This window comes from Methyloprofundus sp. (assembly GCF_965251085.1).
In the GTDB taxonomy this organism is placed as follows: Bacteria; Pseudomonadota; Gammaproteobacteria; order Methylococcales; family Methylomonadaceae; genus Methyloprofundus.
In genome coordinates this window covers 1,451,088-1,465,773 of sequence record NZ_OZ252594.1, presented here as the reverse complement: position 1 = coordinate 1,465,773, position 14,686 = coordinate 1,451,088, and the positions used below count along the sequence as shown (strand labels likewise).

Annotated in this window: 15 protein-coding genes; 2 read left to right on the top strand and 13 right to left on the bottom strand. The window is 41.3% G+C overall.

Annotated elements, in window-relative coordinates:
• Nucleotides 1–95: 95 nt before the first annotated feature.
• The 7 genes from sufU to ACQY3F_RS06645 all read right to left on the bottom strand — a co-directional run bounded on the left by sufU (nt 96) and on the right by ACQY3F_RS06645 (nt 8,600).
• On the bottom strand, nt 96–548 hold the full coding sequence (sufU, locus tag ACQY3F_RS06675) for a Fe-S cluster assembly sulfur transfer protein SufU (RefSeq protein ID WP_428354120.1): 453 nt from the start codon (nt 546–548) through the stop codon (nt 96–98).
• 204 nt (nt 549–752) lie between these two features.
• A complete protein-coding gene (locus tag ACQY3F_RS06670; RefSeq protein WP_428354119.1) occupies nt 753–1,976 on the bottom strand; it encodes a SufS family cysteine desulfurase in 1,224 nt (407 codons plus the stop codon).
• Between the two features lie 130 nt (nt 1,977–2,106).
• Nucleotides 2,107–3,432 (bottom strand): Fe-S cluster assembly protein SufD, encoded by a 1,326-nt coding sequence (gene sufD, locus ACQY3F_RS06665; RefSeq protein WP_428354118.1) that lies wholly within the window; start codon nt 3,430–3,432, stop codon nt 2,107–2,109.
• A complete protein-coding gene (gene sufC / locus ACQY3F_RS06660) occupies nt 3,432–4,181 on the bottom strand; it encodes a Fe-S cluster assembly ATPase SufC (RefSeq protein WP_428354117.1) in 750 nt (249 codons plus the stop codon). Before sufC ends, sufD begins: the two co-directional genes overlap by 1 nt.
• Before the next feature lie 158 nt (nt 4,182–4,339).
• On the bottom strand, nt 4,340–5,788 hold the full coding sequence (gene sufB, locus ACQY3F_RS06655; RefSeq protein WP_428354116.1) for a Fe-S cluster assembly protein SufB: 1,449 nt from the start codon (nt 5,786–5,788) through the stop codon (nt 4,340–4,342).
• Nucleotides 5,789–5,801: 13 nt separating this feature from the next.
• Nucleotides 5,802–6,257: an SUF system Fe-S cluster assembly regulator gene (locus tag ACQY3F_RS06650; protein ID WP_428354115.1), complete on the bottom strand. Its 456-nt coding sequence runs from the start codon at nt 6,255–6,257 to the stop codon at nt 5,802–5,804.
• 75 nt (nt 6,258–6,332) lie between these two features.
• A complete protein-coding gene (locus tag ACQY3F_RS06645) occupies nt 6,333–8,600 on the bottom strand; it encodes a DNA internalization-related competence protein ComEC/Rec2 (RefSeq protein ID WP_428354114.1) in 2,268 nt (755 codons plus the stop codon).
• Between the two features lie 177 nt (nt 8,601–8,777).
• On the opposite strand from ACQY3F_RS06645, the gene ACQY3F_RS06640 reads away from it, so the two are divergent.
• Entirely contained in the window at nt 8,778–9,287 is a 510-nt protein-coding gene (locus ACQY3F_RS06640; protein ID WP_428354113.1) for a DUF2062 domain-containing protein, read from the top strand.
• Between the two features lie 72 nt (nt 9,288–9,359).
• Here ACQY3F_RS06640 and lolD read toward each other — a convergent pair whose 3' ends face one another.
• From lolD to fur, 3 genes are read right to left on the bottom strand one after another with little or no spacing between them, the layout of a single operon-like run.
• On the bottom strand, nt 9,360–10,040 hold the full coding sequence (gene lolD / locus ACQY3F_RS06635) for a lipoprotein-releasing ABC transporter ATP-binding protein LolD (RefSeq protein WP_428354112.1): 681 nt from the start codon (nt 10,038–10,040) through the stop codon (nt 9,360–9,362).
• Nucleotides 10,033–11,280, bottom strand: coding sequence for a lipoprotein-releasing ABC transporter permease subunit (locus ACQY3F_RS06630; RefSeq protein WP_428354111.1), 1,248 nt, complete (start codon nt 11,278–11,280; stop codon nt 10,033–10,035). Before ACQY3F_RS06630 ends, lolD begins: the two co-directional genes overlap by 8 nt.
• A 23-nt stretch (nt 11,281–11,303) precedes the next feature.
• On the bottom strand, nt 11,304–11,714 hold the full coding sequence (gene fur / locus ACQY3F_RS06625; protein ID WP_428354110.1) for a ferric iron uptake transcriptional regulator: 411 nt from the start codon (nt 11,712–11,714) through the stop codon (nt 11,304–11,306).
• 275 nt (nt 11,715–11,989) lie between these two features.
• On the opposite strand from fur, the gene ACQY3F_RS06620 reads away from it, so the two are divergent.
• On the top strand, nt 11,990–12,412 hold the full coding sequence (locus ACQY3F_RS06620) for an outer membrane protein assembly factor BamE (RefSeq protein ID WP_428354109.1): 423 nt from the start codon (nt 11,990–11,992) through the stop codon (nt 12,410–12,412).
• Nucleotides 12,413–12,417: 5 nt separating this feature from the next.
• Here ACQY3F_RS06620 and ACQY3F_RS06615 read toward each other — a convergent pair whose 3' ends face one another.
• From ACQY3F_RS06615 to ACQY3F_RS06605, 3 genes are read right to left on the bottom strand one after another with little or no spacing between them, the layout of a single operon-like run.
• Nucleotides 12,418–12,693 (bottom strand): RnfH family protein, encoded by a 276-nt coding sequence (locus ACQY3F_RS06615; RefSeq protein ID WP_428354108.1) that lies wholly within the window; start codon nt 12,691–12,693, stop codon nt 12,418–12,420.
• Nucleotides 12,694–12,734: 41 nt separating this feature from the next.
• The gene (locus ACQY3F_RS06610) at nt 12,735–13,163 is read right to left on the bottom strand and encodes a type II toxin-antitoxin system RatA family toxin (RefSeq protein WP_428354107.1); all 429 of its coding nucleotides are present in this window, start codon (nt 13,161–13,163) and stop codon (nt 12,735–12,737) included.
• On the bottom strand, nt 13,163–14,536 hold the full coding sequence (locus tag ACQY3F_RS06605; protein WP_428354106.1) for a sodium-dependent transporter: 1,374 nt from the start codon (nt 14,534–14,536) through the stop codon (nt 13,163–13,165). Before ACQY3F_RS06605 ends, ACQY3F_RS06610 begins: the two co-directional genes overlap by 1 nt.
• Nucleotides 14,537–14,686: the final 150 nt, after the last annotated feature.

The window sequence follows — 14,686 nt, the reverse complement described above, 5'->3', positions numbered from 1 at the left end:
CGCCTTGAAAATGAAAAAAAATTCTGCGTAAAATTTGTTAAATTAATGATGCTTGGGTACTTGTAGATAGCTTTCAAACAACCCAAACGACAGCTTTATTCAGTTGAAATAGAATCCTGCTCATTTTTTATCGCAGCATCCAGAGTATGCCAAGCCAGAGTTGCACACTTAACTCGCGCAGGATATTCACGTACACCGGCTAATACGGCTAATTTACCGATAGCTTCCAAATTGATCTCTTCGCCTTTGCCTGTCGTCATTTCATGAAACTGGGTAAATAATTCTTTGGCTTCAGTTTCAGTTTTACCTTTAACAATTTCAGTCATTAATGAAACAGAAGCGGTCGAAATCGCACAACCAGACCCCTGAAAACTCGCGTCAGTAATTTTATCGCCATCCATTTTTAAAAATAATGTCAGACGATCACCGCATAAAGGATTAAAGCCTTCTACCTGACGATCTGCATTTTCCATGACATGAAAATTGCGTGGATTTCTATTATGGTCAAAAATAACCTCCTGATAGAGGTCGCGTAAATCATCAAACATTGTGTTCTCTAGTTATTTGTTTTCAGTCGAGTTAGTTACTGCACAATAAAACTTACCCTTCGGGTGCTGTTAAAACACAGCTATTTATAACATATTTGTAATCACCATGAAGGACATGAAGAGCATGAAGGTATCAGTGTTTTTCTTCATTATCTTCATGTCCTTCATGGTAAAAAACATTAATTACTTAGCAGCCACAAGGAATTAGCCAAAAATCTCTATTAAATCTTCAATGCCCTTGATTAATACATCAATTTCATCTTTGGTATTATACATTGCAAACGAGGCTCTTGCAGTGGCCGGCACTGCAAAAAAATCCATGACCGGCATGGCACAATGATGCCCTGCGCGTATGGCAATACCCAAACTATCGAGCATAGTACCTATATCATGTGGATGTATTTTATCTAATACAAAAGAAAGAATCGCACCTTTTTCCTGTGCTTCTCCTATCAGCCGCAAACCTTTTATCTGCTTAGCTTTTTCAGTCGCATAATCGAGTAATTCTGCTTCATAAGCAGCAATATTGTCCATACCGATAGTATTTAAATAATCAATCGCAGCGCCTAGTCCCACAACATCAGCAATACTCGGCGTGCCGGCTTCAAATTTATAGGGCAAGACATTATATTCAGTTTCTTCAAAGGTAACCTTACGGATCATATCGCCGCCACCCTGGTACGGAGGCATGGCTTCCAACAGGGCTTGTTTACCATACATCACACCAATGCCTGAAGGCGCGTACAGCTTATGTCCCGAAAACACATAGAAATCACAATCCAGAGCTTGTACGTCCACCGACATATGTGGAATCGCTTGCGCGCCATCTAATAATACCGGGATATTTTTTGCTTTAGCGGCTGCAATAATTTTTTCTACCGGATTAACCGTACCCAGCGCATTAGACATATGCACCACAGACACCAGCCGGGTTTTATCACTGATTAATTTTTCAAATTCTTGGTAGATTAATTCACCTTGCAAATTAATAGGGGCCACTTTTAACACTGCACCTGTTTCTTCGCATAACATCTGCCAGGGGACAATATTCGAATGATGCTCCATCGCGGTAATAAGAACTTCATCACCGGCTTTAATATTGCTCTTGCCAAAGGTTTGCGCAATTAAGTTAATCGCCTCGGTAGCACCACGTACAAAGACAATTTCCTTAGTGCTTTGTGCATTAATAAAGTCTTTAACTTTTTCCCTCGCACCTTCATAGCGATCGGTCGCTTTAACGCTTAATGTATGTACACCGCGATGCACATTAGCATATTCATGACTGTATAAATGCACTATGCTGTCAATCACCTGCTGTGGTTTTTGGCAACTTGCTGCATTATCCAGGTAGACTAGAGGCTTATTACGAATTTTTTCCTGTAAAATCGGAAAATCCGCACGAATTTTTTCGATGGGAAATGATGTCATATTATTTCTTGTGTTTGTAGGTTGGATTAGCTTTTTTATTGCGAAGCATTAAAAAACGTTATCTGCGCTACGCTAGATAAGCTAATCCAACCTACATTTATGCGTATTAATTAATCAATTTTTTTGGAATTTAAAGCCAATCTTGCTCTATACCCGCCTGAGGAAAGCGCACTAATAATTGCTCTAGCACTATATTATGTAGCTCAGGCAGCTTGATCTTCTCAACCATTTCATTGGCAAAAGCAAAGGTCAGCATATTTTTTGCTGTTTGCTCATCCACACAACGTGATTGCAAATAAAAAATCGATTGTTCATCTAATTGCCCAACAGTGACACCATGCGCACATTTCACATCATCCGCATAAATTTCCAGTTGCGGTTTGGTATCCACTTCAGCATCATCAGAAAGTAACAGGTTACGGTTGTTCATCATCGAGTCGGTTTTTTGCGCCTGCTCTGCAACCAGCACTCGTCCCTGAAAAACACCTCTTGCTCGCTGATTTAAGACGCCTTTATACAGTTCATGACTAATAGCGTGCGGCTGCAGGTGATTTATACGCGTATGATTATCAATATGCTGGCGCTTAACACCTAGATACAAACCGTTTAAATCACATTCGGCTGCCTGCTCCAGATCGGTATGTATATCATTTCGCGCAAGCAGTCCGCCAAACGCAAAATTATGATGTTGAAAACGACTGTCTCGTGCCTGTTTTACATAAGTACCACCAAAATGATATGCTTTCTCGCCTTCCATTTGCAGCTTGTACAAAGTTAAATCAGCATTCTGACTCAGAAAAACTTCCATAACCGCAGCAGAACAATAGGCCTCATCACAGCCAATAAAAGTCTCAACCACTTTAGCTTCAGCCGATTCTTCCAAAACTATAATATCGCGTGTATTCGCCATAAAATTAGCCTGCGTCACCACATGCAGAATTTGAATGGGTTTCGCTAAAACTTCTTTAGCAGGGACATGTAAAAAAAGCCCGCCATTAAACCAGGCAGCATTAAAAGCTACAAAACCATGCTCTTTAGAGTCTACTGCCTGTGCAAAGTACTTTTCCAGTAAATCCGCTTGCTGTTCTAGGGCACTGCTCATATCCAGAACGCTTACAGATTCGGGTATACCTTGCAGACTAGATAAGCTTTCCGAAAAATGCCCATCAACCAGAACCACAGACCAGGCATCTTGCATGATGTGCTGATTAAGGCTGTCAATTTCTATAGCGCCAATTTCAGTCGAAGAAACCGGCGAAAATAATTTTTTCTCAATGGCAGAAACATTGGTATAACGCCACTCTTCCTCCCTTAAAGAAGGAAAACCATGTGCTGAAAATTGCTTTGCAGCATCTTGTCGCAATGCTTTTAGCCAGGCAACAGATTGCCCCGGTAATGCATCTGTAAATTTTTCATATTCAGCAAAATATTGGCTAATTTTATGTTCAGCACCCATTATGCTACCTGCTCTTCAACCCAGCGATAACCTTTAGCTTCCAGTTTCAAAGCGAGTTCAGGGCCACCTGATTTGACAATTCTCCCATCTGCTAAAACATGTACGATATCAGGCTTGATGTAATCTAGTAAACGCTGATAATGGGTAATCATTAAGAATGCACGATCGGGTGCACGTAAAGAATTTACCCCAGCTGCCACAACTTTCAAAGCATCAATATCTAGACCTGAATCAGTTTCATCCAGAATACATAAGCGTGGTTCTAAAATAGCGGCCTGCAAGATCTCATTACGTTTTTTCTCACCGCCCGAGAAACCTTCATTCACTGAGCGATATAAGAACTTTTCGTCCATTTCCAGTAATTTAACTTTATCTTTAACTAGCGTTAAAAAGTCCATCGCATCTACTTCTGGCAAACCCTGATGCTTACGAATGGCATTTAAAGCGGCTTTCATTAAATAAATATTGCTCACACCCGGGATTTCCACAGGGTATTGAAATGCTAAAAATACGCCTTCACGCGCTCTTTCATCGGGCTCCAGGTCTAATAAATCTTTTCCCTGATAGGTCACTTTCCCAGAGGTTACCGTATAACCAGATTTGCCAGATAAGACATGGGACAACGTACTTTTACCCGCACCATTAGGCCCCATAATCGCATGGACTTCACCTGACTTGATTTCTAAGTTAACACCTTTAAGAATGGGTTTATCACCTACACTGACATGAAGATTTTCTATGCTTAGCATTTATTTTTTACCTGATTAATAATTTTAACTATTCTGTTTACTGGAAAATGCCCAGCTAACGTTGTACGGACACTACTTCGCGCGGCACTGATGCGGATGCGGAAAATCAGCCACTAGAAATCTGCAGTCGTGACACTGCGCGAAGTATGACTTGTTTGCTAACCTACGGAGCCTTCTAAACTGATGCCTAATAAGGCTTGAGCTTCTACTGCAAATTCCATAGGTAATTCTTTAAACACGCTTTTACAAAAACCATTGACGATGATTGATACCGCATCTTCAGCCGATAAACCACGCTGTTGACAGAAAAACAACTGATCATCGCTGATTTTTGAAGTCGTCGCTTCATGCTCTACCTGAGCCGAAGGTTGTTTCACTTCAACATAAGGAAAAGTATGCGCCCCACATCGATCACCTACTAATAAAGAATCACACTGGGTATAGTTACGCGCATTGATTGCGCCCTTACCTATTTTTACCAGACCACGATAAGTATTTTGTGAGTAACCAGCAGAAATTCCTTTTGCAATAATGGTACTACGAGTATTTTTACCGATATGGATCATTTTAGTACCCGTATCCGCTTGCTGATAATTATTGGTTAGCGCAACAGAGTAAAATTCACCGACCGAATTATCGCCTATTAACACACAACTTGGATATTTCCATGTAATTGCAGAACCCGTTTCTACCTGCGTCCAGGACACTTTAGAATTTGCACCACGGCACTCAGCACGCTTGGTAACAAAATTGTAAATTCCGCCAACACCATTTTCATCGCCTGGGTACCAATTCTGTACCGTAGAATATTTAATCTCAGCATCATCCATGACAATTAACTCCACTACCGCAGCATGCAATTGATTCTCATCTCGCATCGGTGCAGTACAGCCTTCTAGATAACTAACATGACTGCCTTCATCTGCAATAATCAAGGTACGTTCAAACTGTCCGGTATTGGCGGCATTAATTCTAAAATAAGTAGATAACTCCATCGGGCAACGCACACCTTTAGGAATATATACAAAAGACCCATCGGTAAACACCGCAGCATTTAACGCTGCGAAAAAATTATCACCATCAGGAACCACAGTACCTAGATACTGTTTTACCAGTTCTGGGTATTCTTGCAGGGCTTCAGAAATGGGGCAAAAAATTACCCCTGCATCTTTTAGTTTACCTTTAAAAGTAGTCGCCACAGACACGCTATCAAATACAGCATCAACCGCAACGCCTGCTAAACGCTCCTGCTCATCCAAAGGAATACCGAGTTTTTTATAGGTTTCCAGTAATTCCGGATCAATTTCATCTAGACTTTGTGGCTTATCTGAATCTTTTTTTGGAGCTGAATAATAACTAATTGATTGATAATCAATAGGTTCTATTTTCAACTTCGCCCAATTAGGTTCTGCCATAGTCTGCCAATGGCGAAACGCTTTTAAGCGATATTCCAGCATAAATTCAGGTTCACCTTTAATCGCTGAAAGTTTGGCTATGACCTGCTCATCTAAGCCAGGCGGAAAAGTTTCCACTTCCAGTTCAGTGACAAAGCCTTCTTTATACTTTTGCCCAATTAAATTATCAATTTCTTGTGCGCTTGTTGACATAATTACTCTTTATCTATTTTAAACGATACAAACTGGCCACTGGCACAGTAATTTCCTGCGGCGGGTTTGCGGGTAACAACATATCCGCTAAAGTCACCGATTCCAGGGCCTGCTGGATAGTTTGATTAACTATCCGCCAATTATTGCCTATCTGACACCCCGCTACCTGTTCACAACTATCTTCCAGCGTACTGCATTCAGTCAGGGCAATAGGTCCTTCCAGTGCGGTAATCACCGATGCAACGGTAATATCCTCAGGTTTATGTATTAAAGCATAACCACCTTTGGCCCCTCTCACAGAACTTAATACTTCAGCTTTAAGCAATAATTTCAAAATTTTGCTTACGGTGGGTAAAGCAATACCGGTCGCTGTTGAAATCTCTACAGCCGCATGCACTTTAGTCTGGCTTTTTGCCATAAAACTTAAGATAACTGTGGCATAGTCAGTTAATTTAGCCAGACGTAACATGTATACTCCTACGATTTAGGACTATTTTAGTCCTGTTTAATTCCATAGTAAATAGCTAGGTTATTATTTAGTGAATTATTTTTGCTGATTCCAGTAGTAACTATGCCCCTCTCGATAACTTTCTAAGCGTATTTTATTAGCTGAAATTTTAATAGTGATCGCCCCGGTTTCACCCGTTATATAGTATTTAACATGGCTAGATTGATAGCGTTCGATCACCTCTGGATGGGGAAAGCCAAAACGATTCGGTGCATCTGCCGGTATTAAAATGATGTTTGGGTTTACCTTAGCAAGAAAAGCAGCGCTGGAAGAAGTTTTACTGCCATGATGTGGTGCTACTAATACATCAGCGGATAAAGAATGACTCACATGCTTAACCAGATAGTCTTCTGCAAGCTGCTCAATATCCCCGGTCAATAACACACTAGAGTGCGCAGTCACTATTTTTAAAACACAGGAATTATCATTTTCATTGCGAAACCCCTGCTTAGGTGGAGATATAAATTGAAAACTTACCTCATCCCATTCCCAGCGATAACCTGCATAACATTGCCTGGCATTATAAGCGGCTAATTGACCAGGCACACTACTAAATACTTGCTGTGTAGGGATTGAGTTTAATACCGCTACTGCACCCCCGATATGATCATTATCTGCATGACTAATGATTAATTTGTCCAAAACGAGAATATATCGGTTATGCAAAAATGGAAGTACAACATTTTTACCCATATCATATTTATCAGAAAACCGGGCTCCTGCATCAAATAGCAAGGTATGTTCAGCAGTTTCAATGACAACTGAAAGACCCTGACCTACATCCAGCAGCGTCATGTTCATTTCTCCCGGTTCTGGCCTAACAGGCTTGACCAGCAATACCGGCAATAGCAATATCCCCCCGAGAAACCGCCCCGGCACTCCTTTAGGGGCCAACAAAAGTAACACACCGAACAAAGCGAGCAACATCTGCCACAATTGCGGTTTTGGCCGGGTAATACTTGCGATGGGTAAATCAACCAGGTACTGCAGGAATTTCCATAACAACTGCAATAGCAGATCTACAATATGCAATGTAAATGCGCCAAGGTCCGGAAACACTTGCATAAACATTAGGGACAATAAAGATAAAGGCACCACGATCAGACTGACGACAGGTACTGCAAGCATATTGGCAATGGGTGAGATAATCGACACCCGTTGAAAGAAGAACAACAATACGGGTAGTAAACTCAGTGCGACGACTAGATGTATTTTTAAGCTACTTGCTAAGCGATGTTCACGGCCCAGTCGAGCAGACAGAACATAAACAATGCAAAAAACGGCAAGAAATGATAAATAAAACCCCGCAGAAAGCACTGCAAAAGGATCTATCAATAAAACAGCTAGTAAAGCCAGCGCAAAAACATTCAAGGTTTTGACATTTCTGCGCATGACAATTGTCAGCATTAATATACCCAGCATGATCAGCGCACGCTGTGTAGGTATAGAAAAACCAGCCAGAGCGGCATATAACAGAGCAGCCATAAAGGCAAAACAAGCGGCCACTTGAGGCGCTGAATACATAGTCGAAGGCAATCGTAACCAGCACTTGTATAGCAACCAATACACCATCCCGGCAATTAATCCTATATGCAAACCGGAAATAGCCATCAAATGATTGGTACCGCTATTAGTTAGGACCTGCCATTGCTGGGCAGATATCTGATTCTTATCGCCTATGCTTAAAGCTTTAATCAATGCCAGACTGTTTGGACTCACGTCTTGCTTAGCTAGCATATTAGCCAGCTTCTGGCGAATAACTGAAATACTTGTCCAGAAGGGTTTGCTGGTTAATAAACGTGCTGTTTTAGCTTGTCTGATATAGCCTGTCGCGCCTATATGGCGAATAAATAGCCATTTTTCATAATCAAAACCGCCAGGATTTAGCGTACCATGTGGCTGTTTTAATTTGACATAGAACTGCCAGGTTTGCCCTGCTTCAATCTTTTGCTGAGGGTAATACCAGCTTAGGCGTAACTTATCAGGTAACGGCACAGCCGCCTGCGTCACCCGAAAATCAAAACGCGCACGCCGCGAATTATATTCAGGCAAACCAATAATTTCGCCCTGTATTAAAAGTTCTTTACCCTGTCGTTCAGGTGCTAGGTTTCTGGATAGGTAATAATCAGCAGTCATACTGGCAAACACTACCCCGACCAGGAAATACATGATGCGCCAATACTTAAAAAAAGACAGCCCTATAGCGACAATAAGCGCAAACGTTATGATTAATTCATTAGGCAATACTGTCCATTGCTGACAAAACAACACACCTAAAAAAAAGGACAGGACAGATAAAAGCATACCCAGTACATCCTATAAAAGACTTGCATTCATTTTCAGTTTGTTAGCATTTAATGCTTAAGCAAAAAACTTTTTTACTATGCACAATGCTATTAAAACTTATACTCTCACGGCTTAAAATGAATACTAAAACCTGCTACACTTAACACCTATTTATATTAGTGGATATTAGTCATCATGCCAAAAAAGCTTATAAAAAAATACATGCCATCACCTGAATCCATTAAAGAGCATAAGCACCTGACTTTTTTGGGCGATAAACTACATGACCCTAACCTCTGGCATTTAAACAGACGTTCGGTTGCTGCAGCCTTTGCAGTTGGACTGTTTGTAGCCTGGATTCCGACCCCCGGACAGATGATTATCTCCGCAATAATCGCGCTTTATTTCCGTGCAAACCTGCCAATTTCGGTTGCTTTAGTCTGGGTCACTAATCCGCTGACTATGCCGCCGATGTTTTATTTTGCATATCGCTTCGGACTATGGATATTGAACATGCCTTCACCAGACGCGGACTTTGAATTTTCATTGGAAAGTGTCACGACAGGAATAAGTGATATAGGCGGGCCTTTTCTTATGGGGTGTCTGGTACTCGGTATTATTTCATCGCTGATTGGTTATTTCGGTATTCGGCTTTTTTGGCGTTGGCATGTTGTTAAGCAGTGGCGTGAACGTGCTGAACGATAAGTAAAAGATAACCCATCGTTATAAAGAACCCAAAAGGCAGGCTCTCCAGCCCGCCTTAGGCACCTTGATGGATTATTCTACAATCATCCCATCAGCCATATGCAACACCCTGTCCATACGACCTGCAAGATCAGGATCATGGGTGACTATCAAAAAACTAATTTGCAGCTCCTGATTAAGTTCCAGCATTAACTGATATATACTTTCAGCAGTTTTACTATCCAGATTTCCCGTGGGTTCATCTGCTAAAATACATTTGGGTTTGTTAATTAATGCACGCGCAATAGCGACTCTCTGACGTTCACCACCGGATATCTCACCTGGCTTATGCTTTACTCTGTGTTCTAAACCAACACGCAGCAAAATTTCTTCAGCGGCCTGTCTTGCCTGAGAGATGGAGCTACCGCCTATAAGTGCGGGCATAGCCACATTTTCTAAAACGCTAAATTCACCTAATAGATGATGAAATTGGTAAATAAAACCTAATGAGCGGTTTCTTAATTTAGCTAATTTAGCCTGACGTACTTTTTTTAAATTCACACCATCCAGAATAACTTCACCACTGCTGGGTTTATCCAGGCCACCGAGTAAATGTAATAAAGTACTTTTACCTGAACCAGACGAGCCCATAATAGCCACTCGCTCTCCCGCAGAAATAGAAAAATCTATGCCTTTTAAAACCTCGACATCCAGATCTCCTTGCTTAAAGCGCTTGCTTAATTGATGACACTGTAAAATAGCTTGATTATTCATAGCGCAACACCTCCGCTGGATTTACTCGCGATGCTTGCCAGGCGGGATATATAGTCGCTAGCAATGATAATACAAAGGCAACAATCGCAATGACATAGACATCAGCCCAGACCAGTTTTGAGGGTAGACTACTTATATAATAAACATCAGCAGCCATAAAATGAACGCCGAAGAACTTTTCAATTGCAGGCACTATCGTCTCGACATTTAAGGCTAATAACACCCCACCTACCGTGCCTAACGCAGTACCTATCAAACCGATAATTGCACCTAAAACAATAAAAATCCCCATCACCGCCATCGGTGTTAACCCTTGTGTCTTTAAAATAGCAATATCACCACGTTTGTCTGTCACTACCATCACTAAGGTGGAAACAATATTAAATGCCGCTACCGCAACAATTAATAATAAAATAATAAACATAACCCGTTTTTCAGTTCTAATCGCCTGGAAAAAATTACTGTGTGCATTTGTCCAATCACTGACAAAATAATCACCATACAATTGCCTGGCTAATTCATATGAAATTTCTGGCGCATTAAATAAGTCATCCAGCTTTAACCGCAGCCCCGAAACATTATTATCCATACGAAATAATTTTGCGGCATCCTCCATATGAATAATGGCCATATTTCGGTCATACTCATACATCCCAACTTCAAAAAGACCCGTAACGGTAAAGCGGCGTAAACGAGGAATAATTCCAGCAGGTGTTGAATTGACCTGCGGGCTGATTACGGTGATTTTATCTCCCACTCTTGCGCCCAGATAGGTTGCTAGTTCAGCCCCCAGAACAATGTGATATTTCCCCGGCTGTAGATCTGTAAGTGAGCCCACTTTCATTTTCTCGCCCACTTCAGAAACCGCATTTTCCTGTTCAGGTAAAATACCGCGTAGCATCGATCCACTCACTCTACGTCCAGCATTTACCATGACCTGTCCATTCACAAAAGGAGCCGCACCTTCAACATGCGGAAGGTCTTTCACCTTTTCTTTCAAAGCGGGCCAATCATTAAGTTCTCCACCACGCCCAGTAATGGTCGAGTGCGCGGTCATACCTAAAATTCGTTGACGTAATTCGGCCTCAAAGCCGTTCATAACCGAGAGCACTGTAATCAGCGCAGTCACACCTAAAGCAATCCCTAAGACGGAGGTTAAAGTAATAAAAGAAATAAACTGAGTGCGGCGTTTTGCACGCGTATAGCGCAGGCCGATATAAATAATAAGGGGTTTAAACATATAAATTTATCAAAAAAACGAGGTTACTTACAATTTGGACATAAGCCATACAGGTATAAACTGTGGTCAGTTAGCTCATAACCCAGCTTTTTGGCGATCTTATTCTGACGTTCTTCAATGATTTCATCGGTAAACTCGTCGACCTTGCCACACTTAACACATACCACATGATCATGGTGCTGACCTTTATTTAGCTCAAAAACCGAGTTACCGCCTTCAAAGTGATGTCGAGATACCAGGCCTGCAGCCTCAAATTGAGTCAGTACCCGGTAGATGGTAGCCAGCCCGATTTCTTCATTTTCGCTTAATAGAATCTTATAAACCTGTTCAGCATTTAAATGCCGCTCATTAGTTTCCCGTTCCATAATTTCCAGAATCTTCATCCGAGGCAAAGTTACCTTTAAACCGGCATCGCGTAATTCTTGTGTTTCCACTTTGCTGTTACTCCTAATTTATTAATTCATACGCCAATAAAACGCGTACATAAGTATATTGTATAGCTTTTAAAGCAAAACAATAATATATAGTTTGTTAGTTTTCCATTTAAACATCAGGTATGATATTTATGCATAAACCTAGAAAATTCAGTTGAGCGCAGAATTAATAGCTTGCGCTAGAAACCGTGAGCAACTGTTTTTCTAGGATAAGGCCACACTATCAACCGAAAAATCACAATTCAATGCTGCACTCGCTACGCCTCATAATTTTTTTGTTCGTTACAGTCTTACTATCAGCCTGCTCTACTCTGGCTGTTGATGTTCCTTTTGTTTATAAAATTGATATAGACCAAGGTAATGTCATTACTCAGGATATGATTAATCAGCTACGTCCCGATATGACCAAGAGACAGGTTATTTATGTTTTAGGATCACCATTACTTACCGATCCGTTTAGTACTAATCGTTGGGATTATGTCTATTCTGTACAACCTGGCGGAGAAGACAGGCTGCAAGACCGGATTGCGCTTTTTTTTGCCGGTGATAATTTAGTGCATGTAGAAGGTAACTTAACACCCGAGTTAAACCCACCACCACCGCCACCGACAGAAACCACGATAGAAGCACCCAAACGTGATTTAAGGAGAACTTTATACCAAATGATCGTTGACCTATTTACCTTCGGTGAAGACTAAGGCACCTAACGCCCTTGTTTTACTGCTCGTTGCCGTCGCGCTTCCATAGGGTCAATCGCCAGACTTCTATATATCTCGACACGATCATTATCCTGTAATCGCGTCATAAGCGGGCAAATCTGACTAAATACGCCTACTTTATTAATTGCCAAATCTATTTCTGGAAATTGCCCTGTAATACCTGATAAGACTATTGCCTGCTCAACTGTACAACTATCATCCACCTGCAATGCAATAATTAATTGCTTATCAGACCTGGCATAGGCGACTTCAATATTCAACGGAGCACCTGATTAGTCAATACAAAGCTGCATTCAATAGACTAATAAATCTGCTTGGCGCGACTAGTAAAAGAGGTCACCATTGTATTGCAAATTTGATTAAACACAGCCCCAAAAGCTAAGTTAGCTAAAACACCGTTAATCTCAAATTCAAGGTCCAGAGAAATTTTACTGGCATCTTCGCGTAAGGGCATAAAATTCCAAACACCATCTAATGATGAAAAAGGTCCATTGAGTAAAGATACCGTAATACGCCCTCCTTCATCATTGACATTCCGGGTTGCAAAGGAATTCTTAAAGCCGCCTTTTGAGATCTGCAATTCGGCTTCGACTACAGAACCTTCTCGACTGATTATTCGACTTCCCGTACACCAGGGTAGAAACTCAGGATAGGCTTCAATATCACTGACGATGTCATACATAGCATGCGCCGAATATTTAACTAACGCACTTTTATTGACCCTAGTCATTAGCTGAATATTCCAAATACACCCAACACATGCAAAAATACAAGAAATACGGCAGCAGGGGCAACATAACTGACCAGGAATTTCCAGATCGAATATTGCTGCTCATTTTCTAAATTCAACTCCTCTTTACTATGCTTTTCAAGCATAATTCTGCCAGCAAACACTGCAATAAAGAAACCGCCTAAAGGAAGCATTATGTTAGCTGTCAGATAATCCAATGCTTCAAAAAAAGTTGCTCCAAACAGCGTATTATCCGACCAGCTATTAAAAGAAAACACTGTTCCCAGACCTAGTAGCCAGGTCACAAAACCCATAGCTATACAGGCTTTTTTGCGCTCAATATCATAACGCTCTACACACCAGGCGACCGCAGGCTCAATTAAGGAAATAGAAGAAGACAATGCTGCAAAAACTAATAAGATAAAAAACAACAGGCCAAATATCCAGCCCCCAGTCATATTTCCAAAAGCAATCGGTAGGGTTTGAAAGATTAAACCCGGGCCAGAACCTGCCTCTAGCCCATTGGCAAAAACGATGGGAAATATGGCAATCCCTGCTAACAGCGCAACCAGAGTGTCTGCAGCAGCAATAAGAATAGTTGTTTTAGCTATTGAAATATCTTTGGGTAAATAGGAGCCGTAAACCATAATTGCGCCCATGCCCAGACTCAGGGTAAAAAAAGCATGACCCATGGCGGTTAAAACACTTGCTCCTGTAATTTCACTGAAATCTGGTTTAAACATAAATTCCAGACCCTGCATGTACGCGCCAGTCGTCATCGCATAGCCAACGAGTAACATTAAGAGTATAAATAATCCCGGCATTAAAAACCGTACTGCTTTTTCCAGTCCGCCTTGTACGCCACGAGCAACAACAGACATCGTTGCCACCATAAATACTGTATGCCAGAAAATCTGCTGGCCAGGGCTAGCCTGCAAATCAGCAAAAAGGTTATTTATCTCTGCAGCACTCTCACCCGAAAAACTACCGGTAAACGCTTTAACAACATATGCCATAGACCAGCCGGCAATGACACTGTAATAAGATAAAATCAAAAATCCGGCAATAACACCTAACCAACCTAAATAATGCCAGTTTGTATTCGCCCCTGCCTCTTTGGTCAGTGTTTGCAGAGTATGAATCGGGCTTTGTCGACCCCGCCTGCCCATCATCGTCTCGGCAATCATGATAGGAATCCCGATAACAGCGACACAAAGCAAATAAACAATGACGAAGGCCCCGCCACCGTTTTCACCGGTAATATAAGGGAATTTCCAGATATTACCCAGGCCGACCGCCGAACCAGTCGCCGCAAGTATAAATGCAAAACGTGAAGACCATTCACCATGAATAGATTGATTTGTATCTGCCATTAAGCTACCTACGCGTTAGAAAAATCATTTTTACCAGTAAATTTAAAGTAAAATACTGTTTGTGTAATAAATATAGTGTATCGCAATATTTGTAATATAAGGATCAACAAACACCTTTAATCCTAGAAAAATCAGTTGAGCGCGAATTTA

What these genes read in the sequence shown, in the direction of transcription:
- ACQY3F_RS06605 (WP_428354106.1), bottom strand. Translation starts at nt 14,536, where the DNA reads ATGGCAGATACAAATCAATCTATTCATGGTGAATGGTCTTCACGTTTT.
- ACQY3F_RS06640 (WP_428354113.1), top strand. Translation starts at nt 8,778, where the DNA reads ATGCCAAAAAAGCTTATAAAAAAATACATGCCATCACCTGAATCCATT.
- ACQY3F_RS06610 (WP_428354107.1), bottom strand. Translation starts at nt 13,163, where the DNA reads ATGACTAGGGTCAATAAAAGTGCGTTAGTTAAATATTCGGCGCATGCT.
- sufC (WP_428354117.1), bottom strand. Translation starts at nt 4,181, where the DNA reads ATGCTAAGCATAGAAAATCTTCATGTCAGTGTAGGTGATAAACCCATT.
- sufU (WP_428354120.1), bottom strand. Translation starts at nt 548, where the DNA reads ATGTTTGATGATTTACGCGACCTCTATCAGGAGGTTATTTTTGACCAT.
- lolD (WP_428354112.1), bottom strand. Translation starts at nt 10,040, where the DNA reads ATGAATAATCAAGCTATTTTACAGTGTCATCAATTAAGCAAGCGCTTT.
- ACQY3F_RS06670 (WP_428354119.1), bottom strand. Translation starts at nt 1,976, where the DNA reads ATGACATCATTTCCCATCGAAAAAATTCGTGCGGATTTTCCGATTTTA.
- ACQY3F_RS06630 (WP_428354111.1), bottom strand. Translation starts at nt 11,280, where the DNA reads ATGTTTAAACCCCTTATTATTTATATCGGCCTGCGCTATACGCGTGCA.
- sufD (WP_428354118.1), bottom strand. Translation starts at nt 3,432, where the DNA reads ATGGGTGCTGAACATAAAATTAGCCAATATTTTGCTGAATATGAAAAA.
- ACQY3F_RS06650 (WP_428354115.1), bottom strand. Translation starts at nt 6,257, where the DNA reads ATGTTACGTCTGGCTAAATTAACTGACTATGCCACAGTTATCTTAAGT.
- sufB (WP_428354116.1), bottom strand. Translation starts at nt 5,788, where the DNA reads ATGTCAACAAGCGCACAAGAAATTGATAATTTAATTGGGCAAAAGTAT.
- ACQY3F_RS06645 (WP_428354114.1), bottom strand. Translation starts at nt 8,600, where the DNA reads ATGCTTTTATCTGTCCTGTCCTTTTTTTTAGGTGTGTTGTTTTGTCAG.